Origin of the sequence: Paraburkholderia sp. IMGN_8, from assembly GCF_038050405.1 — a bacterium.
In the GTDB taxonomy this organism is placed as follows: Bacteria; Pseudomonadota; Gammaproteobacteria; order Burkholderiales; family Burkholderiaceae; genus Paraburkholderia.
The window spans coordinates 2,593,193-2,615,896 of record NZ_CP150901.1; the positions used below are offsets into that span (position 1 = coordinate 2,593,193).

Below are 22,704 nucleotides of genomic sequence, written 5' to 3' on the forward strand. Positions count from 1 at the left end.
ATGGCCTATGCCTCGCTCGCCACTGGCGTGCTGCTCGCCGCAGGCTTCGGGTCGCGCTTCGATCCGGACGGCCTGCACAACAAACTGCTTGCGCGCATGCCCGACGGCACGCCGGTCGCCCACGAAGCCGCACATCGGCTGCTGCAGGTCGTGACGCGGGTGCTGGCCGTGGTGCGGCCGGGCTCGGACGCACTCGCGCGCTTACTGAACGACGCCGGTTGCGACGTGATGTTTACCGCCAACGCGGCGCGCGGCATGGGCGCGAGCCTCGCCGCCGGCATCGAGGCCAGCGAAGATGCCGAGGGCTGGATCGTCGCGCTCGCCGATATGCCGCGCATCGCCGTCACGACGATCGAAGCCGTGGCGCACGCGCTCGATGACGGCGCTTCGCTGGTCGCGCCGTTTTACCAGGGGCAGCGCGGCCATCCGGTCGGCTTCGGCATCGAGCACCGCGACGCACTGTTGACGCTCGACGGCGACACCGGCGCACGCTCGCTGCTGACTTCGCACCACGTGATGCGGCTGAATGTCGACGACGCCGGGATTCTGCGCGACGTGGATACGCCAGAAGATTTGCGCAATGTCTAGCGCTGGCGCGATCGGAGCGGATTCCAGGCCGGGACGCTTGATCCGGGTCCGTGTTTAGACGCATACTGTACATTCATACAGTATTTTGGCCACTTGGATGGGCGCGTGACGCTGCGCGTGCATCCACGGCGCGTCCGCATGCAACGCATTCCGATCGAACCGTCTTTTGCCGCGTGGCGGCGCGCCGCACGAGCGCTGCTGCGGCAAGGTGTCGAACCAGGGCAGATCGAGTGGATCGAGTCCGACGGTGCGGTGGCACACGGCGAAAGCGACGAAAACGGCAATAGTGGCGCCGCCCGGCAAGATACACGCTCTTCGGCGGCGGCCGGCACTGAGGCTGCTTCCGGTACTTCAGGCACATCAAACGCCTCGGGCACCGCCACCACTACCACCGCCTTTGCCGTCCCCGCGATTCCCCGCGAACTGCTCGCCCGGCTGAAAACGGCTGGCTGCTTTCGGGCACCGGACCGCTGGGCGCTGTTGTATCGCGTCCTGTGGCGTTGGACGCACGGCGAGCGCAACGTCCTCGATCCCGGTGACGCCGACGGCGCGCTGCTCGATCAGCGCGTCCAGGCCATCGAGCGCGAAACGGACGATCTGCTCGCGCTTACGCTATTCAGACGGCGCGATCCCTCAATGGGCCCGCCGGAATTCGTCGGCTGGTACGAACCGCATCATGACCTGCTGGAGCGCGCCGCCGCGCGGTTCGCCCCCCGCACGGGCAATTCCACGTGGATGCTGACCACCCCGCGCGGCGCGGCATTCTGGAACGGGATGCTGCTGCGCATCGGCCAACCGCTTCCGGACGAAGCCGCTCATGCCGCTGAGGCCTCTCAGGCGTCAGCCGCAAGCGCCATGACCGGCGAAGCCATCACCAGCGAGCCTACTGAAGCGCTCTGGCTTGCGTATTACGCCAGCGCCTTCAATGCGGCGCCATCTTCCGTGCCGCTGCGCTACTGGAGAACGCCGCCCGCCGGCCCGCCATTGCCTGCGCACCTCGCGCGCGAGCGCAGCCGGCTTGGCGCACAAAGCGCCCCCGTCACCGTGCCGGATGCGCCGCCGGTCGAGTATTCGGCGCTGACGCCACCGTTTCGCGAGCCGACCGGACCGCTTGCCACCTGCAGACGGTGCGCGTTATGGCGCAACGCGACGCACGCGGTCGCGGGCGCCGGGCCGGCACATGCGGCAATCATGGTGGTCGGCGAACAACCCAGCGAGCAGGAAGACCGGCAAGGCGAACCCTTCACCGGACCGGCCGGCCAGCTGCTGGATGCCGTGCTCGCGCGCGCGGGCGTCGAGCGCGCGGCGCTGTATCTGACCTGTGCCGTCAAGCATTACAAATGGGAATTGCTCGACCAGCAGCGCGTCCACCGCACGCCCGCGCGGCGCGAGGTCGAAGCTTGCCACTACTGGCTCGAAGAAGAACTCGCGCGGATCGCGCCGCGCGTCGTCGTCACGCTCGGCCCGACCGCGCTGAAAGCGCTGACCGGCGCGCACGTCAATCTGTCCGAATACCTCGGTCAGACAATCGCCCACGGCGGGCGCCTGATCGTGCCGACCTACCATCCGTCGTACGCGCTGCGAACCGCCGACGCCCGCTTACGCAACGACATCGAGGCGACGATCGTGACGGCGTTCAGCCGCGCGGCGAAGCTGGTGGAGGGCTGAGCAGCGTTGCTGCCCCGGGCAACAATTTGCCGAACGCAGCATGCTGTTTGAAGGTGAGGAAGTTCGGGAAACATCAAAACCGCAACGGTGAGCATCTGCGGGAGGCCAGTACTAGCCAGGCGCCAGGCACGCGCCGGCTCGCCCCCGCCCGGCATGCCGCTTGCACGTGCCAAGACTGTCGCGCAAGCCGCGCCGATTCCGCCTAAGCTGATGTGACGCCGCGATCCCGAGCGCAACGCACAAACGGCGCATGAGCGGCGAACGAGCGTCGAACGCGGCCTGCGCGTATCCCACCCTACTATCCATGAGCGAAACCAGCCCGCGCCTTTTCATCGTGTCCCCCCATTTCGAGGACGCCGTGTTCAGTTGCGGCGCGCTGCTCGCCGCGCATCCCGATGCCGCGGTCTGCACGGTATTCGCCGCACCGCCCGAGCACCAGATGCATACCGAATGGGATGAAAAGTCGGGGTTCAAGGACGCTCATCAGGCAGTCCACGCGCGCACGCTCGAAGACAACCGCGCGCTCGAGGTGCTCGACGCGATTCCGCTGCGCATGCCGTTTCGCGACGGCCAGTACCTCGACTCGCCGTCGATCGCCACGTTGGCGGCGGCACTCGAAGAAACCATTTACCGCTCGACCGCCAACACGCTGCTGATGCCGCTCGGCCTGAATCACGCCGACCACGAACGGGTGTTCGAAGCCTGCTGCGAAATCCTGCCGCGCTTGTCGCATCTCACGTGGTTCGGTTACGAGGAAGCGATTCACCGGCGCACGCCCGGCGTCGTGCAGGCGCGGTTCGCCGATCTGGCGCGGCGCGGCATTGTTGCGACGCCGGCCCACCCGAGCGCACATCACACGATCGATCTGGAGCGCCAGGTGCTGCTCAAACGCGAAGCAGTCAACGCGTACGAAAGCCAGCTGCGCGCTTTCGGCGCGGGAAATTACGACGACGTTTTCGCCCCCGAACGTTACTGGCAACTCAGCGTAGGCCGTCGCGCGAAAAAGTAAGCGCCCAGAGCGTGTTGAATCGCCTACGCTTGAAGGGAATGGCAGGCGTGCTCAAGCGTGTACTCAGCCTCCGCCGGCCGTACCGGTCCACTTCTTCGCTACAGGTGATGCAATGAGCTACGACATGCATACCAGTCCGATTCCCGATCCGCACGCCGATCCGACCCGCGACCCGGAAGGCGATCCGCTAGTGCCGCCGTCGCCCGGCCATCACAACGAAGAGCCGCAGCGGCCGGAGGGGCCGCCGGACAAGGATCCGGTGTGAGACCGGGCGTTCATGAACACCGTCATGAGCGCCGACACGGAAATCAGCGCGTGAGTTCGGTGAAGCCTTGCAGCAAGCGGTCGATATCGGCGGCGTGGATGTTGCCCATGGTCGAAATGCGGAACAGTTCGGCCGACAGGCCGCCCTGACCGGCATAGATGACGAAACCGCGCGCCTTCAAGGCGTCGTGCAGTTGCGGATACGACACGCCGTCCGGCAAGCGATACGCCCGCAGCACCACCGACGACTGCTCCGGCGGCAACACACTGCCGATGCCCCGCTCCGCCAGACCCGCGCGCGCCTGCTCGGCGAGCGCGGCGTAACGCGCATGACGCGCGCGCCAGCCGCCTTCGTCGGCGATTTCGCGCAATGCCTCGACCAGCGCGTAGTACGCGTGGACCGACGGCGTGAACGGCGTGTTGCGCTGATCCTGCAAACGCGCCAGACGCCCGAGGTCCAGGTAATACGTGCGGCTCGCCGCTTGCGCAAGCGCGGCGCGGCGCACCAGCACGAACGACGCGCCCGGCACGCCATGCAGGCACTTGTTCGCGGTTGCCGCGACGGCGTCGAGACTGGTGTCCGCGAAATCGATTGCTTCCGCGCCGAAGCTGCTGACGCCGTCCACCAGCAGGCGCAGACCGCGCTCGCGGCACAGCGCGCCGAGCGCTTGCAGATCGTTCAGGCGGCCGGTCGTCGTTTCATGGTGAATCACGGCGACGTGCGTGAACGCTTTGTCCGCGTCGAGGTGTTCAGAAATCTTCGCGAGGTCCGGCGCCTGCATCCAGTCGTGTTTCAGCGACTCGTGTGCGATGCCGTACTGGGTGGCGATCTGCGAAATGCGCTCGCCGTACACGCCGTTTTCGATCACCAGCAGCTTGCCGTTCTGCGGCACCAGCGCGGCGGTCATGCTTTCCACGGCCGCGGTGCCGGAGCCGGTCATCAGCACCGCTTGCCACGCTTTGGCGTCAAGCCCATAGAGCTCGACCAGGCGCGTGCGCGCTTCTTCCTGCAAATCGAAAAACTCGCTTTCGCGATGGCACAGATCCGTTTGCAGCAGGCTGTTGCGGACGCGTTCGGTGAGCGTCACCGGGCCGGGATTGAGCAGCAGCATTAGCGCACTCCTTGAGCAGCGCCGATGTGGCGCATCAGGCGCGTCTTCACATCGGGCGGGGTGATAGTGGGACGCGGCAGACCATCCGGCGTGCCGCGGCGGATCGCCAGACGCGCGAAGCGCGGACCGTCGAGCGGCGGCGCTTCGAACAACGCGTCGATCACGTTCAGGCTGTCGCTTTCAACCGCCGATGCGTAACCACATGCCGCGGCGACACCTGCAAACGACACTTGCGGCGACACCGTCGCCTGACCGCCGGTCGAGTCGTGCGCACCGTTGTCGAGCAGCACGTGCGTGAGATTCGCCGGACCGTATGCGCCGAGCGTCGCGAACGCGCCCATACGCATCAGCGCGGCGCCGTCGCCGTCGAGCGCGACGACGTGCAGGTCGGGGCGCGCCAGGGCAAGGCCCAACGCGAACGGCGTCACGCAACCCATCGAGCCGACCATGTACAACTGGTTCGGACGATCGTCGATTGCGTAGAGTTCGCGACCGCAAAATCCCGTCGACGCCAGCACCACCGTCGATTCGAGCGGTGTGTGCGCGATGACTTTCTTCAACGCGTCGTGACGTGACGGCAATTCATGCGCCGCCACGTTCCTGAACTGCGAACGCGGCGCAGCCGGCACGCGGCGCGCGCCTGCATGGCTCTCTTTCAGTTCATATGGCGCGACGCTGCCCTTCTGCATCACAAGCGCGTATGGACGGCCGGTTCCATCCATGTGAGCGATTGCGCGATCCAGCGCCGGGCCGATCGCGTCGGTTTCAGTGGGGAAGGTTTCCCACGGAATGTCCATCGTATCGAGCATGGCGGGCGTGACCGGTCCCATCAGCGCGTGCTGCGGTTCGTCGGCAACGCCCGGCTGGCCGCGCCACGTGACGATCAGCAATTGCGGCAAGCGGAACGTCCACGTCAGCGAGGTCAAAGGGCTCACTGCGTTACCGAGCCCGGAGTTCTGCATCATCGTGATGCCGCGCCGGCCGTTTTGCGCGCCGAGCGTGACGCCCGCGATCAACGCGACCGCGTCGCCTTCGTTGGCCGCGGACACGTAGTGCAGCGAATCATCCTGCAACACGTAGTTGATGAACGGCGTGAGATACGAACACGGCACACCTGCGTACCAGTCGAAGCCGCGTTCGCGCGCCGCCTCGACGAATTGTGCTGCTTCGATCATTGCGCTGCTCCGCTGGCTTTGCCCTTGGCGTTGCTGTCGACGGTTGTCGCGAACGGCGCTTGCGCATGGGCAAAATCGCCGGCACGACGGAAGTCTTCCAGGTCGTTCACACCGCGCCAGTGGCCGTGCACGTATTGCACTTCGATCGATTCGCCTGCTTCGATCAGCGCGTTCAGCAGCGCGGGCATGTCGAGCGAATCGAAATCCGGACGTGCCTGCAACGTGGCGAGTACAGCTTGCAGACGCTCGCGGCCTTCACCGCGCACATTCAGCAGACCGACCCAGCGGCCATGCGGCGTTTGCGCAGCGATCGCCGACGCAGCCGCCTGCCCGCTCGACACATGACGCAGCACGACCTTGTTGCCGAACAGACCGCGATCGTCGGCTGCCGAGCACCACGCGAAGTCGCGCACGCTGGCGTTTTCCGCGTCGGTCAACGACGAATCGACCACCACGCTGAACGCCGCTTCGCTCTCGACCAGATCGCGCAGGATGTAGCTGCGGAACAGCAGATCGCCGTACGAGATGACCGTGTCGCCCGCGAGCTTGTCGACGGCGCAGGCGAGCGACGCGAGTTCGCCGGTTTGCGCATGACGTTCGTTGACGACCAGCTTGACGCCGGCCGTATCGATCGCATCGGCGCGATAACCGCCGACCACCGTGATGTCGTTGACGCCCTGCTTCTTGAACGCATCGACGAGCCAGCGCAGGAGCGGCTTGCCCGCGATCGGCAGCATGACTTTCGGACGATCTTCGGTGACCGCTTCGAGGCCCGCGCCGCGGCTTGCCGCCAGCACGACTGCCGCGCTTGCCGCGCGTCCACCCGACAGATAGCGGTCTTCGGCCTCCGAGTATTCGTCGGCATCTTGCAGACGGAAGATTTCGTTGACTGCCGCGATGCTGTCTTCGACGTTGACGAGCGTTTCGCTGCTGTGAATTTCTTTGGCGACCGCTTGCATCGCCGAGGTCGCCGCGCGGATCAGATGATTCGCCCAGATGATTGTGCTGATGCCAGCTTCGCGGAACACTTCGGTGGGGGTGCTGTAGTACTTGGTCGGCACAATCACGAGCGGCCCGCGGCCGGCCCATTCGCGCGCGAACTCGAGGATTTCGTCCGGCCGCGAGAGCTTGCTATGAATCAGGATCGCGTCGGCGCCTGCTTGCCGATAGGCTTCCGCGCGACGCAGCGCTTCATCCATGCCCCAGCCGGCGATGAGCGCTTCGACGCGGGCGACGATCGAGAAGTGCTCATCGGACTGCGAGTCTTTACCTGCTTTGATTTTGCCGCAGAACTCATCCATATCGGCGAGCGGCTGGCGTTCGCCATTGATGAAGCTATTGGTTTTCGGGAATTGCTTGTCTTCGATGCAGACGCCGGCGATGCCGCGCTGTTCGAGTTTGCGCACGAGGCGGCGCACGTTGTTGAAGTTACCGTAACCGGTATCGCCATCGAGGAGGATCGGCAGATCGCTGGCATCGGCCATGAATTCGAGGGTATCGACGACTTGCGTCCAGCTGGCTTCGTTGTTGTCGCGCACGCCGTATTGCGCGGAAATTGCGAGGCCCGAACCCCAGATTGCTTTGAAGCCCGCTTCGCGGACGATGCGGGCGGAGAGACCGTTGTGGGCCTCCATCATGAATTCGAGTTCATTGCTAATGAGCATTTGGCGCAGGCGCACGCTGCGGGAGGCGGTGATGAATGCAGGTTCGCGGGCGTTCATGTTTTTGCTTTGCTCCTGGTGACGGGCTATTGGTGTTTTTTTGCCCGGCTGGCGGCTTTGGAAAATGGCGACTATAGCTGAAATCGTTTTTATGCGTCTTTTTGCCCGTATTCGGCTTTTTGTTGTTGCCGTTAAGTGGAAAAATGTGCTGTTTTTTGCATTTCCCATGCAATGGGGGTTTGGGTTTTCTGGTTTTGGATTTGGTTGGCGTCTTGCGGTTTTATGAGGCTTTGCCTTGATGGGATTGAGTTGGTGGGTTTTTGTTTTGTCTTTTTGCCTTTGGCGATTTTGGTGGTTTTGAGGTTTTTTAATATCTGGTTTTATTCGCTTTCTGTACCAATTTTTATATTGGTTTATTAGCCCTGCCACTGGGGTGCTTGCCTGCTCGGCGCTTTTTTTCTGTGTGCCTGCGGTGGTGGCCTTTCCTTGTTTTGTTATTGGTCTATTAGCGTCGCCCCTGTGCGGGGCAGGCACTTACTTTCTTTGCCGCCGCAAAGAAAGTAAGCAAAGAAAGCGGCTTCACACCGCTAATTCTTAAGCGGGTCCCCTGGCTTGGAGGAGGTAGTGGAGCATCTGGAATCAGTGCTCTCGCACACTCCGCGCTGGTGACAAGGCAGTCATTCTTCCCGCCTCGCACTGCGTGCTCGCCGGAACGGTCCGCAAGGGAAAACCGCGGCTTCGTTTGCGCGCAGTCGGGGCCATCGGCTTCGCCTCGGCGAAACACTGAAGTTTGGGAGCGCGCGCCACTATGCCGGGCGAAACGTCGCCGCTGAAATCAGAGGGCGGCTTTGTGAATTACCGTCGAGTGCCGAAACCAACGGGCAGTTTGATGAAGTACCGCCACGGCGCGCGCAGCGCCGCCGGAAGTATGACTGCCTTGTCACAAGCGCGGAGTGTGCGAAGACACAGATTCCAGATGCTCCACTGCCTCCTCCAAGCCGGGGGACCCGCTTAAGAATTAGCGGTGTGAAGCCGCTTTCTTTGCTTACTTTCTTTGCGGCGGCAAAGAAAGTAAGTGCCTGCCCCGCACAGGGGCGACGCTAATAAACCAATAAGAAAGCAAGGAAAGGCCAACACCGCTGGCACACAACCAACAAGCGCCCCGCAAGGCAAAAACCCAAATCAACAGACAAATAAAAAAATAAAACAACGGGTTTCCCCTCCCTGCGGAGCAGTCGCTCCCGAGCCGTAAACACAGTCAGCGACAAGCCACTCGCTGCAAGCGACCAAAAGCGACCAAACCCGACCGACCACTTGCGAAAGCAAACCCCATCGCTATGACTCTGAACAAAAAACTAGCCTCAATGATCGCCGTCCTCTGGATCGGCTTGATCCTGATCGGCGGCTTCGGCGCATGGCAAAACCGCGCCTCCATGATTGCCGATCGCCGCGATCAACTCACCTCGCTGATCGACCAGGCGAACCACATCGTCAACCGCTATTACACGCTCGCGCAGCAACACACGATCACCGAGGAAGAAGCAAAAAAACAGGCGCTGGAAACGCTAGCCGCCATGCGCTATGGCAAAGACGGCTACATCTCCGTCAACGACTCGCAGCCCGTCATGCTGATGCATCCGATCAAGAAGGAAATGGTCGGCAAAAACTTCGCGCAGTTCACCGACCCGGCGGGTAACCATCTGTTCGTCGACATCGTCAACGCGGGCAATCGCGACGGCGGCGGCTTCGTCGACTATATGTGGGCCAAACCAGGCGGCGACCATCCCGTCGCGAAAACAAGCTACGCACTCCACTTCGCGCCGTGGGACTGGTATCTCGTCACCGGCATGTACATGGACGATGTGCAGAGCGCCTTCTACGCCAGTCTGCTGCGCTGGCTCGTCATCACCGTGACGCTCGGCGTGATCGCCTCGGCCGTCATGCTGCTGGTTCTGCGCAGTATCCGCCGCACGCTCGGCGGCGACCTGGAAGCGGCCGTCGAGGCAGCCCAACTCATGGCACGCGGCAACCTCGCCACGCGCGTGCCGGTTCGTCAGGAAGACACCGGCAGTCTGCTGCACGCACTCCACACCATGCAGACCGGTCTCGTCGATACGGTTTCGCGCGTGCGTCAGGGCACCGAAAACATCAATATCGGCGCGACCGAAATCGCCGCCGGCAACACGGATCTCTCGCAACGCACCGAAGAACAGGCAGCGGCGCTCGTCGAAACCGCGTCGAGCATGGATCAGATGACGGTCAACGTGAAGCAGAACGCGGACAGCGCGCAGCAAGCAGCGCAACTCGCCGGTCAAGCCGCGGATGTGGCCACGCGCGGCAGCCGCGTGGTCGACGACGTGGTCCGCACGATGGGCGAAATCACCAGCAGCTCGCGGCAGATCGGCGACATCATCGGCGTGATCGACGGCATCGCGTTCCAGACCAACATCCTCGCGCTCAACGCTGCCGTCGAAGCGGCCCGCGCGGGCGAACAGGGGCGCGGCTTCGCCGTCGTCGCCGCGGAAGTGCGCAGCCTCGCGCAACGCTCGGCCACGGCCGCCAAGGAAATCAAGGCGCTGATCGAAACGTCTACCGGTACCGTCGAAGCGGGCGCGTCGCTCGTCGCCAACGCCGGTTCGACCATGAGCGAGATCGTGCAATCGGTGCGCCGCGTCAATGAAATCCTCGAAGAGATCAGCAACGCATCGCGCGAACAAAGCGCGGGTATCGAGCAGGTCAATCGCGCGGTCGGCGAAATGGATCAGGTCACGCAACAGAATGCGGCGCTCGTCGAGCAAGCCGCCGCCGCGGCCCATTCGCTGAAAGATCAGGTGGGCGTGCTGCGCGAGGCGATTTCGAGTTTCGCTCTGCCGGCCTGAGGCTCAGTCTCCAAAGCGCGGCGCAGCACACAAAAAAGAAGGCGCTCAACAGGCAGAGAGCGTCTCTTAACACGCCGCGTCGGAATCGACGCATTAATCGAACGAACCAGCCGCGCGGATTTTTAAATCGCGCGGTTTTTTTGTTTTTCGCGCCCCCCATGAAGCGCCCGCTTTTCAGCAGACGCTCACCACGCTTATCACACCCATGACCGCAACCAGGTTAAGCCGAATTTGGCATTGCCGAATTCGGCTAAAGGCGTTTTCATCGGAACCCGCCGCTTCCGATAATGGCCGCTTTCAAACGCGCGCCTCGCGGCAAGCTCCGCCGGAGAGCATCCCGAGCGCCGTCCCATCAAGGCTCGCCGTCATGCTGCTACACCTCCTTTACCTGCTCGCCATCGTCGCCGAAGCCATGTCCGGCGCGCTGATGGGCATGCGCCGCGGCATGGATCGCTTCGGCCTGTGTCTCGTCGGCACTGTCACCGCGCTCGGCGGCGGCACGGTGCGCGATGTGTTGCTCGGCCACTATCCGCTTGCATGGGTCTCGCATCCAGATTACGTTCTGATTACAATCGGGGCGGCAGCAATCGCCGCGGCAGGCGCGAAGTGGCTACGCAACTGGCAACGGCTGTTCGTCACGGTCGACGCGATCGGCCTGATCGCCTTCGCGATCATCGGCTGCGACGTCGCGGCGACTGTGGACGTGAGCCCGGCGATCGTCGTGCTGGCCGGCGCGATCACCGGCGTATCCGGCGGCATGCTGCGCGACGTGCTGTGCAATCAGGTGCCGCTCGTGTTGCGCAAGGAGTTGTACGCCAGCATCGCGCTTGGCGCCGGCGCGCTGTACGTGGCTTTGCAAGCCTGCAACGTGGCGCCGGAGCCGGCCTCGGTCATCGTGCTGGCAGGCGGCTTCGCGGTACGCATGCTGGCGGTGCGGTTTCGTTGGCAACTCAAGGTATTCACCACCGCCGATTCGGGCGGTACAGGCTAATCCCGCCGCACGCCACACGCGTGCGGCTTTCGCTCAAGGAGCACGCTCGACAGTCACGCGTGACGGGCCGCCGGCTTCGCCGGTTTGCCTCGCCGCGCACTGCTGTTCGTATCCGCACCCATGATCCAGAAGAAGAAACTGCAGTCGCACGATCCGTACGTGCCCGTCGCGAAGAACCATTTGCTGAGCGCGCGCCTGCCGATGTGGCGCTCGAAACTCGTCATCCTGCTGGTGTTCGGCGCCTTCGCGTCACTGGCGGCCCGCGCGTTCTGGGTGCAGGTGGTGAATCAGGACTTCTACGTCGATCAGGGGCAAAAGCGTTATCAGCGAACCATTGAACTCGATGCGACACGCGGGCGGATCGTCGATCGCAATGGCTCGATGCTTGCTGTAAGCCTCGCGACCTACGAAATCTGGGCCACCCCGAAGCTGCTCGACGAAGCCGCCTTCCCGCCGCTCTCGAAGCTGCTCGACTTGCCGCTAACGGAAGTGCGCCGGCGGCTCACCGCCGACAAGACCTTCGTGCTGCTCAAACGCCAGGTGGACGCGGACACCGCGGATCACGTCGGCAAACTGGGGCTCGCCGGCATCACGCAAATCGCCGATTCGAAGCGCTTTTATCCGGAGGGCGAATCGGCGGCCCACGTGGTCGGCTTCACGGATATCGAGGACAACGGCCAGGAAGGCGTCGAACTCGCCGCCAACGAGCAGTTGCTCGGCGTGCCCGGCCAGCGCGAAGTGATCCGCGACCGTTTGGGCCGGGTCGTGTCCGAGACCGGGCCGCTGGTGCCCGCGCAGAACGGCGAAACCATCCACCTGACAATCGACCGGCGGATTCAACAGCTCGCGTATGCGCAGCTGAAAGCGGCGATCGCCAAACACCACGCCGAAGCCGGCAGCGTGGTCGTGCTCGATGCCCGTAATGGCGAGATCCTGGCGCTGGCCAATTATCCGAGCTTCGATCCGAACGACCGCGCCCGGCTGACCGGGCGGCAACTGCGCAATCGCGCGGTGGTCGACACCTTCGAGCCCGGCTCGACAATCAAGCCGGTGGTGGTCGCGCTGTCGATCGATCAGGGCAAGGTGCGGCCGCAAAGCATCATCGATACGGCGCCGGGCTGGTACAGGATCGGCCCGGCGGTGATTCACGACACGTCGAATCACGGCGCGATGACCGTCGCCGAAGCGGTGCAGAAGTCGAGCAACATCGCACTCGCCAAGCTCGCGCTGAATCTGCCCGCCGAAACGATCTGGACCAAGTATCGGGAATACGGGCTCGGGCTCCGACCCGATCTGACCTTTCCGGGCGTCGCGTCGGGCAAGGTGCGCCCGTACAAACGCTGGCGTCCGATCGAACAGGCGACCATGGCGTATGGCTATGGCCTGTCGGCATCGCTGCTGCAGATTGCCCAGGTCTACACGGCATACGCCGGCGACGGCACCATGCATCACGTGAGTTTGTTGCGGGATCCGGCGAGCGCCGCAAGCAGCGCCACCGCCGGTAGCACGGCGGCCGATGCGCCGGTGGCCGCGCGCAAGAGCCAGACGGTCACGACGCCCGCCACCGCGCGCGCGATCCGCTCGATGCTGGAAATGGCCACAGGCCCCGGCGGCACGGGACGCGCAGCGGCAGTGGAAGGCTACCGGATCGGCGGCAAAACCGGCACTGCACGCAAACAGGTCGGCGCGAGCTACGCGAAAAACCGCTACCGTGCATTGTTTATCGGCATGGCGCCGATGAGCGACCCGCGCCTGATCGTCGCGGTGATGATCGACGATCCGGCCGGCAAGGCGTTCTACGGCGGGACCGTGGCCGGGCCGGTGTTCGGCGCGGTGACGGGCGGTGCATTGCAGTTGTTGGGCGTGCCGCCGGATGCGTAACTGGCGGACGTCGAGGCGGACATCGCGAATGCAATGCACGCCGCATGCCCCCTCTCCTCCGCTCAGCCTCTTCAGCCTTCCTCAGGAGGTTTCATTGGGCGGCGTTCTGCAAGCCTTGCTAGACTAGCCCTCGCGTTGGACGATCTGGCATCCGGCGCCCCGTTGCGCATCGGTCGCCACGAGAGCGATCGGCGCATTCCCCCGCAAGCAAGCTAAGGAACAGCCATACCGAATCGTGCTTTGACGACCGCTGCAGGTACGCCGGTCGGCGATAACCAGAACTCGGAAACCGTCGGCCCGCGCGGCCCGATCACGCTGCAGGACTTCTGGCTGATCGAAAAACTCGCGCATTTCGACCGCGAAGTCATTCCCGAGCGCCGCGTGCATGCGAAAGGCTCGGGCGCATTCGGCACGCTCACCATCACGCACGACATCACGCGGTACAGCAAAGCCAAAGTCTTCGAAGTTGGCAAGGTCACGCCTGCTTTCCTGCGCTTTTCGACCGTCGCGGGCGAGCGTGGCGCGGCCGACGCTGAGCGCGACGTGCGCGGTTTCGCCATCAAGCTCTATACCGAGGAAGGCAACTGGGATGTGGTCGGCAACAATACGCCGGTGTTCTTCATTCGCGATCCACTGAAATTCCCCGATTTCATTCACACGCAAAAGCGCAATCCAAAAACCAATCTGCGCGACGCCACTATGGTGTGGGATTTCTGGTCGCGCAATCCAGAATCGCTGCATCAGGTCACGATCCTGATGAGCGATCGCGGCATCCCGCAGAATTACCGGCAGATGAACGGTTACGGCTCGCACACGTACTCGTTCATTAACGCGCAGAACGAACGCTTCTACGTGAAGTTCCACTTCAAGTCGAAACAGGGCATCGCCACCTACACGAATGCAGAGGCGACTGAACTGATCGGCCGCGATCGCAAAAGCGCGCAACGCGATCTGTTCGAGCAGCCGCGACGGCGCGATGCGTGCGGACGGCAATCTCGGCAGTATGCCGAACTATGAGCCGAATCGTTTTGGGGCCTTTCCGCAGGACCCTTCGGTCAACGAGCCGCCGCTTGCAGTGGAAGGCGCGATCGAGCGCTACAACCATCGCGAGGACGACCACTACTACAGCCATCCGCGCGCGTTGTACAAGTTGTTCGATGCAGCCCAGTACGAGCGCTTCTTCCGGAACATCGCTGAAGCCATGGCGGGCGTGCCGAAAGATATCGTCGAGCGGCAATTGGCGCTGTTCGAAAAGGTCGACCCGAGTTACGCCGAAGGTGTGAAGAAAGAGCTCAGTAAAGCAGGTCTCACTTCGGAAACGGCACTGTCTTAAGCGCCTCGCTTTTCAACGCGCCCTGCCGGTTGCGCACGCAACCGGTTGAAGGCGCGCGGCATGCCTGACCAGCGACTCGCCCCGCGCCGCCCTGGAAGCTATTAACGTTGCACGTTATCGCTGGCCGCTTTCGCAATCGCCTCGACGCGATTGCGGCCATTGCGTTTGGCCTGGTACATCGCGCGATCGGCTTCATCCATCATCGCCCGGCCAAGCGTGGTCGCATCCGCCGGCGCGCCGCTTATCGTGCGCGCCGCCACGCCTATCGACACGGTCAACGCGATCCGCTCGCCGTGGTCGTCCTGCAAATCCAGTTTTTCGACCGCCAGCCGAACGCGCTCGGCGACCGTCAGCGCGTCGCCTCGATCGCCTTGCAGCAGCGCCGCGAACTCCTCGCCGCCGTAGCGCGCCACGGTATCGCCAAGACGCACCTGCTGCCGCACACACGCTGCCACTGCCGCCAACGCGCGGTCACCGGTCTGGTGGCCGTAGGTGTCGTTGATACGCTTGAAGGAGTCGATATCGATGAACAGGCAGGCGACCGGCACCGCATAGCGCGCTGCGCGCGTGATCTCCTCGCGCAGCCGCTCGTCGAAGTAACGGCGATTGGCGAGGCCGGTCAGCGCATCGGTCATGCCGAGTTGCTTGAGACGCTCGCGATGCGCGACATTGTCGAGACTTGCCGTGACGATGCTTGCAAAGCGTTCCAGAATGTCCGTGGCCATGCCCTCGCCGAAACGCGCGGGGTCGTCACTACCGAGGCAAAGATAGCCGCTGATTGTGTCGCCGGCGGCAAGCGGCAGCACGATCGCGCTCGCCGGCAAGTCATCTTCACCGAAGAATGCGCTGCGTGTGGGTTCGTCCAGTTCGCGCACCTGACCCAACCACGGCTGGCCCGCGCCGCACAGACGCTGCGCGGCGAGTCCCCCTTCGCGCGACGTTTTAAGACTAGCCTGGCCGAGGACCTCCAAGGCGCCCGGCTCGAGCAGTTCGAGCAGCATCGGCGCGCGGTCGTCGAGCCATAGCGTGACGCTCGCCAGCGAGAATTCTTGCGGCAGATGGCTGAACAGCGTATCGAGAAACGACGCGAAATCCTGCGCGCCGATCAACCGCAATTCGACGCTCTGGAAACGGCGCAGCGTGCGCTCGTTGTGCTGCACGGTATCGACGAGCGCGCGCAGGCGATCGGAAAGCGGCGATTGGGCGAGATTTGTCACGTTATCAGCGATGCGCCCGGAGGCGAGGCGGGGTCAGCGGCCCCAACCACCGTAATAACGGCCGAATTTGCCGGGTCTTGAGGGTAGGATCGCCACCGACGTCCTCGCAGCGGGCCAGGCGTTTCAGCAATCGCTTCATTCGAAGCGTCGCAGCGCTTTTACATGCGATCTTAAGTTTGGCTTAATTCTTACCTGTAACTATGGCACCCAACATCCCCTGTTGAGCCGCCAAAACATCGGCGGCGTTTTTTTCTCCGGGGTGTCGCCGACGCGCCGAAAGATCGCATGCCTGCGAAGAAGGAGTCAAACAATGGTTGAAGACACGGTATTCGAGCATCTGCGCGCCATGCCCGGCAACGACTGGGTACGTCAGATCCACTCGTGCAAGGTCTCGGACCCATTGCAGCACCCTTGGGGACGCTCGTACAGGCTCGTCGAATGGACCATGAAACACACGCCAGAATCGAGTCGCCGCGTGGTGCCCGCGGAAAGCACGCCACTTGAAATCGCTCAGGCGGTCGTATCGCACATTCCGGGGCGCCGGTTTTGCCAGCAAGGCGACGAGTAGCCCCGCACTCGCCCATTCAGTTTTTCGCGCGTTTGGCCAGTTCTTCGCGATACAGCGCGAACTCCTCCGCCACCGCTTTCGCGACGCTCGGCCGTTGCATCAACCGCTTGTAGTAATCAGCGACCGCCGGCCATTGCGACAGATCGATGCCGCCGTAAGACGCCCAGTTCAGCACGGTGACCAGATAGGCGTCGCCCACGCTGAAAGCGTCGAGCAGGTACTCGTTTTGCGCGACATGATTCTGCAGGACACCTAGCCGCAATGCGGCCTTGTCGCGCGCATAACGCTTCACATCCTCCGGCGCGTGCTCATCGAGCAGCGGAACGAACACCGCCTTGTGCAATTCCGTACTGATAAAACCCAGCCATTGTTGCAACCGCGCGCGCTGCGGCGTGCCCGCGGCCGGCGCGAGCCGCGCGGCCGGAAAACGGTCGGCCACGTACGGCAGGATCGCCGTGTTTTCGCTCAACAGCCAGCCTTCATCGGTACGCAGCACCGGCACCTGCCCGAGCGGGCTGATCGGATAGAAGTCGGAACCGTCAGACAGCTGCTTCGATTTCGTATCGACCTGAATGAATCCGGCCTGTGCCCCTGTCTCATACAACGAGATCCGGGTAGCCATCGAACAAGCAAGTGGAGAGAAGTACAGATCCATGAGTCAACTCCCTGTGGTTAGTGTTTTTGTACTATATTGCATATAAATCACTTTTTCCATAATTTTTATGCCGACCAGTACAAAAAAAGAACTGCGTCCACGTGGACGCCCTCGGGCCTATGATTCCGACCAGGCGCTCGCCGATGCGAGAAACGTGTTCTGGCGCAGCGGCTATGCGGGCACCTCTCTGGATCAATTGAGCGCCGCGACCGGCATGAACCGGCCGAGCCTGTACGGGGCATTCGGCGACAAACACGCGTTATATCTGACGACGCTCGAGCGCTATATCGAGGCCGGCCGCCTCGCGATGGTTGACGCGCTCGGCGAAGATCTGCCATTGCCGCAAGCACTGCTGCGCGTTTATGACGGCGCGCTCGCGTGGTATTTGCCGGCGGGCAGCGATCAGCTCGGCTGCTTCATGATCGGCACGGCCGCGGTCGAAGCGGTGGATGACGCCGAGGTACGCGCTGCACTTGCCGAAGGACTGCGGACCTACGACAAGACCTTCGAGAAGCGCTTCAAGCTGGCACAGATCCAAGGCGAACTGCAAGCGGATGCCGAACCTGCGCTGCTCGCGAAGATCGCGTCAGCGATTCTGCACAGCCTCGCGCTGCGCGCCCGCGCGGGCGATTCGCGCGCGTCGCTGCGGGCGACAGCCGTCGCGGGTGTGGCGCTGATATGCGGCGGCGCGGGAGAATCGCCTGCGTCGGCGGGCAAAGCCGCAGCGAAGAGGCGCGCCGGGTAAGGGTGGCGCCGGCGAAAAACGGATGCGTTAGAAATTAACCGGGCGTTGTGGTCGAATCAAAATACGCCAATGCGTCGTCCAGACGATCGTTGCCCCAAAACATTTCATCGCCGGCAAAGAACGTCGGCGCGCCGAAGATGCCTTTGGCCGCGGCCGCTGCCGTCTGTTCGCGCAGGCGCAATTTGTTGGCGTCGCTTTGCGCGTCGGCGATGATCTGCTGCGCGGGCAAACCCAATTCGCCGAGCGCCTCGCTCACCACTTCGATTGAGCCTATATCGCGGTCGAGTGCGAAATTCAGTTGCATGATGTTGCGGCAGTACGCGGCTATCCAGCGTTGGTCCGCGCCAAGCAGCGCCACGCGCGTCGCCAGCAACGCGGTACGTGGAAAAGTCGTCGGGCGCGTCCATGCGAGGCCGTATTTGCGGCACTGCCGTTCCATGTCTTTCCACACGTAGGCACCCTTCTCCTTCTGCAACACGAACGGCGAGTTGGCGAAACCGAGAGCTCGGAGGATCGGTCCGAGCAAAAAGGGACGCTGCCGAAGTCGAACCAGAACTCGATTTCGGACGCACCGGCATTCACGGAAGACAACACAGCGTCATTCATTTTCGCCTCTCTGATTCCTACGCAGCGCGATATCGCGTTCAATAGTTCGGGATGCTCTTCATTCAGTATTGCAATGCGCTTTTTGCAATGGTTAACAGTCGCAGGAAATTATTCTGCCTATGATGGCCCATCCGCCCACCACGTTTATGGTTGTGCCATGAGCTATCCGTATGACGTCCTGATTGCCACGTGTCTGTTCATCATCGTCATCTCCACGACGATCATGCTCGCGCTTTCCTGAACCTCTATCGCGCTCCGCCCGTCCCGAGGGATTGCAAGCGCTCGAGCACCGCGTACGCGTTTCCGTAAAAAGACGGGATATACTGTACATATATACAGTATTTTCGTCTGACTAATGCGCCTTCCCTCTTTTGACCCGCCGACGCTCGCCGAACTGCGCGCCTGGTGGCGCACCCGCGACGAGCAGGCCGTCCAGCGGCTGATTCTCGAGGTCCAGCGCCAGCGGCTCACGCTGCTGGAGTTGCGCAACCTGATCGACGCCGGCGTCCAGCAGGCACGCGCGACGGATCGCGCATTGGTCGAACGCGGCGAACCGCTGATGACGCTGCGCATACGGATCGCACAGGAAGTGCTGCGCGTCGGCGACATCGACGATACGCGACAGATGAGCCGTGCCGAACAGGAGCGGCTGGCCGTCCGCACGCAAGGCCAGATGGAGTACGCGCGAGAAGGCCGCTTGAGACGGCAGCGCCGAAACATCTAGCTGCATCGCAGGCCGCATAAAACGGGCTGGCGCGCGGCTGGATCAGAACGACAGAGTCAGCGCGTTTGCGTCGCTACGCGCAGCCCGAGCGAAATGAACAGCACGCCGATGATCTTGTTCTGCCAGCGGCTAAGCCACGTCAAGCGTTTGACGAGTTTGCCCAACGGACGAATGGTCAACACGATGAGCGTTGTATAAATCGCGCTCATGCCAACGAAGATCAGTCCGAGCGTCGCGAACTGCAGGAATGAAGAACCATGCTCGGGATGGACGAACTGCGGCAGGAACGCGAGGAAAAACAGCGCCGTCTTGGGGTTCAACACTTCAGCGGGAATCGCCTGAAAAAAGGCTTTGGAAGCCGACACGGGCGCGACTGCCGGCATATGCGTGCCCGCCTGCTTTTCGCGCAACGCGCGAATGCCCAGATAGACGAGGTACGCGGCGCCGACGAATTTGACGGCATTGAAGGCGAGTGCGGAAGTCATCAACAGCGCCGACAGTCCGACCGATGCGCCTAGCGCATGAATGAAATCGCCAACCGCAACGCCAAGGCCGGTGAGAATGCCCGCCTTTCGACCGCCATGCACGGTGCGCGTCAAAACCAGCAGTACTGCTGGACCGGGAATCAGAAACAGCCCTAGTACGACGGCAACGAACGTCCCTAGTGTTGAAAGATCAAGCATGTCGTCTCCTTGGTGACGCGCTGTCTTCCGATGACTTCAGATGACAATCTGGACGCGCGTTCAGCCAATGATTGTAGACGAACACATGAAGTTTGGATTTGCGCGGCGCGCGAACGTGTTGGGACGTCTCTTACGATTATGCGTGGAGACTGTGAAGACACCGCGAGGAAACCGTCACGCGCGCCGGTGTGTGCGCAATGTGCAAAAAGCGGGGAAAGCGTGACGAACCACCAGATGAGGAGTCTGGTTTCGCCCCAGCCGGGAGCTCGATTCGCCACGTCCATGATTATGCTGCGAGCAGTGTTCTACGTCACTGCGTCACTTCGCAAGAGACCGTTACCGAATCAGCGAGAATCGCGGCGAGGCGGCCTTGCATGGGTGATACGCCGCCTATGTATTGCCTATCCGTTACCATTGCGGATACAGGAGCGTGTGCGTCCTGGATTTTTTCATCAACCGAAGTCTTTGCCTTGCCCACTTATACATTGCCTGCGGCGCTGACCGCGGAACTCGAGATTCGCAAGAGCCGTTTTATTGCGCATGCGATACCGGTCGCCGACCGCGACGCCGCGATGGCCGAATTGCGTCGCCTGCGCGAGGAGCATCCTGCCGCGACGCATGTGTGCTGGGCGTTGCTGGCGGGCGGCCAGTCAGGCATGTCCGACGATGGCGAGCCGTCCGGGACGGCAGGCAGACCGATTCTCGAAGTATTGCGGCACCATGATCTGGACGGCGTGCTGGCGGCCGTCGTGAGGTATTACGGTGGAGTGAAACTGGGCGCCGGCGGGTTAGTGCGGGCTTATACCGATGCTATCGCTTCGGCTTTGCTGGATGCACCGAGGGTGGAGCGGGTTGCGCAGGTTATGCTGACCGTCGAGGTTGGGTATGGCGATGAGGCGAAAGTACGGAGATGGATCGAGGCTCAAGGGTATGGGTTGGTGGAGAGTGTTTATGGGATGTTAGTGCGGGTGACTGTACGGTTGCCGGTTAATGCCGTTGATGACGCTCGGCGGGAGTTGGTGGATATGACTCAGGGGAAAGCTGGGTTTTTTTGATTTTTTTTTGCCTACGCGGCGCTTTTGGCTGTACGCCTATGGTGTTGGCCTTTCCTTGATTTCTTAGTGGTCTATTAGCGTCGCCCCTGTGCGGGGCAGGCACTTACTTTCTTTGCCGCCGCAAAGAAAGTAAGCAAAGAAAGCCGCTTCACACCGCTAATTCTTAAGCGGGTCCCGCGGCTTGGAGGAGGCAGTGGAGCATCTGGAATCGGTGCCCTCGCACATTCGGCGTGAGTGACAAGGCAGTCATACTTCCGGCGACGCTGCGCGCGCCGCAGCGGTACTTCCCAACACCGATTGAACGTATGCGCTTCCCGCATCATTCTTTCCGCCTCGCACTGCATGCTCGCCGGAACGGTCTGCAAGCGAAACCAGGGGCTTCGTTTTGGTTTGGCGGGGGCCATCGGCTTCGCCTCGGCGACGCGCCGAGGCGGTTTGCGGAAAAGTGACGCCCGGCGGTAATTCGGCGAGATGCAGAGGCTGCTGCGGTATTGAGAAAGGTACGCGCCGATCGCTACAGATCCACGCAAATGCGGGCCACCTTACCAGGCAAAACGTTGACGCGAAAATGGCAGATGGTTTTGTGAAGTACCGCGTCGGCGCGCGCAGCGCCGCCGGAAGTATGACTGCCTTGTCACTCACGCCGAATGTGCGAGAACACCGATTCCAGATGCTCCACTGCCTCCTCCAAGCTAGGGGACCCGCTTAAGGGTTAGCGGTGTGAAGCCGCTTTCTTTGCTTACTTTCTTTGCGGCGGCAAAGAAAGTAAGTGCCTGCCCCGCACAGGGGCGAAGCTAATAGACCACTAACAAATCAAGGAAAGGCCAACCCCGCAGGCACACAGAGCATAAGCGCCGCGAAGGCAAACAAGATCAAGGAAAACCCACCACCGCAGGCACACAGACAAAAAGCGCCGAGCATGCAAACAAAGCAAGGCACATTGAAAATCCTCACCCTTAGGCCACGCCAAGAAATTTCACGACAGCGCCTCACTGTTACCATGCTGTCCTGTACAGCGATATCACATGCCCGTATGGGTTCACGAAAGCGCCGAGGAGGCTCCGCGAACCCGGCTCGCATGCGTTATCTCACCCTATGACCGGCCGCCGTTTTCGAATACGCGTCAATTTAAAAGGCACCTCCTCTGAAATCGACTGCCGCTTTTTCCCGCACAGCGTCTGAGTCGCCGCACCAGAGCCTATCTCTGCTGCAATCGCTCAGCCCCACTCGTCCGCCCCTGAGATCCACTGTGCTCAAGGGCTGCGGCGCCGTCGCACTGCCGTTGATGCTGTCCGCATGTTCATGGTCGTGGTTCGGCCTGAATAGCCCGCCACGCGCGGCGGTCCACCCAACAGGCTGGCTCAGCGTCGCCCCGGCCCGCGACTTCGCCTACGTGCCGGCGAGCAGCGGGCGCGTATCGCCGAATCGGATCGAAAACACGGCGATGACCGGCATCGTGCTAAAAAACGATATCAATGAAGCGGTACGCAACGGTATCGTGAGCCGCTTGCAGATCGCCGGCTTTCACCTCACCGAAGGCAAAAAGATACTGAGCGGCAGCATCGAGGATTTCACCGTGGACGACGCACGTTCGCCGGCGTTCTGGACACTGAAAATGCGCTACGTCGTCACCGATGCCACTACCCGGAAGGTTGTGTTTTCGACCACTAAAACGGTCCGGCAGAAGTCACCCAAGTTCACCAGCAATACCATTGCTATCGAGGACACGGTCAAGCTGAGCGTCGATGCCTTGATCGGCGATCCGGGTTTCGTCAAATCGGTGAATTGAACAGACAGGCCAAATCGGTACGACCCGGCATTTCGCTACAATCGGATAAACGTGCGCCGGGTGCCCGCCGCCTCGCACGTCCGATCATCCCCTTTTCGTGC

19 protein-coding genes and 2 pseudogenes are annotated in these 22,704 nt (G+C 62.3%); 14 read left to right on the plus strand and 7 right to left on the minus strand.

Features of this window, described 5'->3' with window-relative positions; translation table 11 throughout:
* The 4 genes from WN982_RS32785 to WN982_RS32800 all read left to right on the plus strand — a co-directional run bounded on the left by WN982_RS32785 (position 1) and on the right by WN982_RS32800 (position 3,530).
* Positions 1-588, plus strand: coding sequence for a nucleotidyltransferase family protein (locus WN982_RS32785; RefSeq protein WP_341316180.1), 588 nt, complete (start codon positions 1-3; stop codon positions 586-588).
* 138 nt (positions 589-726) lie between these two features.
* The gene (locus WN982_RS32790; RefSeq protein WP_341316181.1) at positions 727-2,256 is read left to right on the plus strand and encodes a UdgX family uracil-DNA binding protein; all 1,530 of its coding nucleotides are present in this window, start codon (positions 727-729) and stop codon (positions 2,254-2,256) included.
* Positions 2,257-2,560: 304 nt separating this feature from the next.
* Positions 2,561-3,265 carry a PIG-L family deacetylase gene (locus tag WN982_RS32795; RefSeq protein WP_341319490.1) on the plus strand — a complete coding sequence of 235 codons (705 nt, stop codon included), beginning with the start codon at positions 2,561-2,563 and terminating at the stop codon, positions 3,263-3,265.
* Positions 3,266-3,377: 112 nt separating this feature from the next.
* Entirely contained in the window at positions 3,378-3,530 is a 153-nt protein-coding gene (locus WN982_RS32800) for a hypothetical protein (protein WP_341316182.1), read from the plus strand.
* Between the two features lie 43 nt (positions 3,531-3,573).
* Here the strand turns inward: WN982_RS32800 and WN982_RS32805 are convergent, their stop codons facing one another.
* Genes WN982_RS32805 through aepX form a run of 3 tightly spaced genes read right to left on the minus strand, consistent with a single transcriptional unit; the run spans position 3,574 to position 7,537 of the window.
* Positions 3,574-4,641: a 2-aminoethylphosphonate aminotransferase gene (locus WN982_RS32805; RefSeq protein ID WP_341316183.1), complete on the minus strand. Its 1,068-nt coding sequence runs from the start codon at positions 4,639-4,641 to the stop codon at positions 3,574-3,576.
* A complete protein-coding gene (gene aepY, locus WN982_RS32810; protein WP_341316184.1) occupies positions 4,641-5,816 on the minus strand; it encodes a phosphonopyruvate decarboxylase in 1,176 nt (391 codons plus the stop codon). Before aepY ends, WN982_RS32805 begins: the two co-directional genes overlap by 1 nt.
* Complete coding sequence (aepX, locus tag WN982_RS32815) at positions 5,813-7,537, minus strand: phosphoenolpyruvate mutase (protein WP_341316185.1); 1,725 nt, start codon at positions 7,535-7,537, stop codon at positions 5,813-5,815. Before aepX ends, aepY begins: the two co-directional genes overlap by 4 nt.
* 64 nt (positions 7,538-7,601) lie before the next feature.
* Here aepX and WN982_RS32820 point away from each other — a divergent pair, with 64 nt between their 5' ends.
* From WN982_RS32820 to WN982_RS32840, 5 genes and pseudogenes are all read left to right on the plus strand, one after another.
* Positions 7,602-7,763: a hypothetical protein gene (locus WN982_RS32820; RefSeq protein WP_341316186.1), complete on the plus strand. Its 162-nt coding sequence runs from the start codon at positions 7,602-7,604 to the stop codon at positions 7,761-7,763.
* Between the two features lie 1,051 nt (positions 7,764-8,814).
* The gene (locus WN982_RS32825; RefSeq protein ID WP_341316187.1) at positions 8,815-10,356 is read left to right on the plus strand and encodes a methyl-accepting chemotaxis protein; all 1,542 of its coding nucleotides are present in this window, start codon (positions 8,815-8,817) and stop codon (positions 10,354-10,356) included.
* A 367-nt stretch (positions 10,357-10,723) separates the two neighbouring features.
* On the plus strand, positions 10,724-11,347 hold the full coding sequence (locus tag WN982_RS32830) for a trimeric intracellular cation channel family protein (RefSeq protein WP_341316188.1): 624 nt from the start codon (positions 10,724-10,726) through the stop codon (positions 11,345-11,347).
* 120 nt (positions 11,348-11,467) lie between these two features.
* Positions 11,468-13,228 carry a penicillin-binding protein 2 gene (locus WN982_RS32835; RefSeq protein WP_341316189.1) on the plus strand — a complete coding sequence of 587 codons (1,761 nt, stop codon included), beginning with the start codon at positions 11,468-11,470 and terminating at the stop codon, positions 13,226-13,228.
* Between the two features lie 225 nt (positions 13,229-13,453).
* Positions 13,454-14,561 (plus strand): annotated as a pseudogene (locus WN982_RS32840) (catalase).
* 101 nt (positions 14,562-14,662) lie between these two features.
* Here the strand turns inward: WN982_RS32840 and WN982_RS32845 are convergent.
* Positions 14,663-15,778 carry a sensor domain-containing diguanylate cyclase gene (locus WN982_RS32845; RefSeq protein ID WP_341316190.1) on the minus strand — a complete coding sequence of 372 codons (1,116 nt, stop codon included), beginning with the start codon at positions 15,776-15,778 and terminating at the stop codon, positions 14,663-14,665.
* Positions 15,779-16,088: 310 nt separating this feature from the next.
* Here WN982_RS32845 and WN982_RS32850 point away from each other — a divergent pair, with 310 nt between their 5' ends.
* A complete protein-coding gene (locus WN982_RS32850) occupies positions 16,089-16,346 on the plus strand; it encodes a DUF2866 domain-containing protein (protein ID WP_341316191.1) in 258 nt (85 codons plus the stop codon).
* Between the two features lie 16 nt (positions 16,347-16,362).
* On the opposite strand, the gene WN982_RS32855 is transcribed toward WN982_RS32850, so the two are convergent.
* Positions 16,363-17,001 carry a glutathione binding-like protein gene (locus WN982_RS32855; RefSeq protein ID WP_341316192.1) on the minus strand — a complete coding sequence of 213 codons (639 nt, stop codon included), beginning with the start codon at positions 16,999-17,001 and terminating at the stop codon, positions 16,363-16,365.
* 67 nt (positions 17,002-17,068) lie between these two features.
* Between WN982_RS32855 and WN982_RS32860 the strand changes: the two genes are divergently transcribed.
* Entirely contained in the window at positions 17,069-17,746 is a 678-nt protein-coding gene (locus WN982_RS32860) for a TetR/AcrR family transcriptional regulator (protein ID WP_341316193.1), read from the plus strand.
* Between the two features lie 34 nt (positions 17,747-17,780).
* On the opposite strand, the pseudogene WN982_RS32865 reads toward WN982_RS32860, so the two are convergent.
* A pseudogene (locus tag WN982_RS32865) lies at positions 17,781-18,352 on the minus strand (2-hydroxychromene-2-carboxylate isomerase).
* 355 nt (positions 18,353-18,707) lie between these two features.
* On the opposite strand from WN982_RS32865, the gene WN982_RS32870 reads away from it, so the two are divergent.
* Positions 18,708-19,076 (plus strand): hypothetical protein, encoded by a 369-nt coding sequence (locus WN982_RS32870; RefSeq protein WP_341316194.1) that lies wholly within the window; start codon positions 18,708-18,710, stop codon positions 19,074-19,076.
* A gap of 56 nt (positions 19,077-19,132) precedes the next feature.
* Here WN982_RS32870 and WN982_RS32875 read toward each other — a convergent pair whose 3' ends face one another.
* Entirely contained in the window at positions 19,133-19,759 is a 627-nt protein-coding gene (locus tag WN982_RS32875) for a LysE family translocator (RefSeq protein WP_341316195.1), read from the minus strand.
* Between the two features lie 470 nt (positions 19,760-20,229).
* Between WN982_RS32875 and WN982_RS32880 the strand changes: the two genes are divergently transcribed.
* Both WN982_RS32880 and WN982_RS32885 read left to right on the plus strand, forming a co-directional pair.
* A complete protein-coding gene (locus WN982_RS32880; RefSeq protein WP_341319491.1) occupies positions 20,230-20,814 on the plus strand; it encodes a YigZ family protein in 585 nt (194 codons plus the stop codon).
* A 1,249-nt stretch (positions 20,815-22,063) separates the two neighbouring features.
* Entirely contained in the window at positions 22,064-22,603 is a 540-nt protein-coding gene (locus WN982_RS32885; protein ID WP_341316196.1) for a hypothetical protein, read from the plus strand.
* Positions 22,604-22,704: the final 101 nt, after the last annotated feature.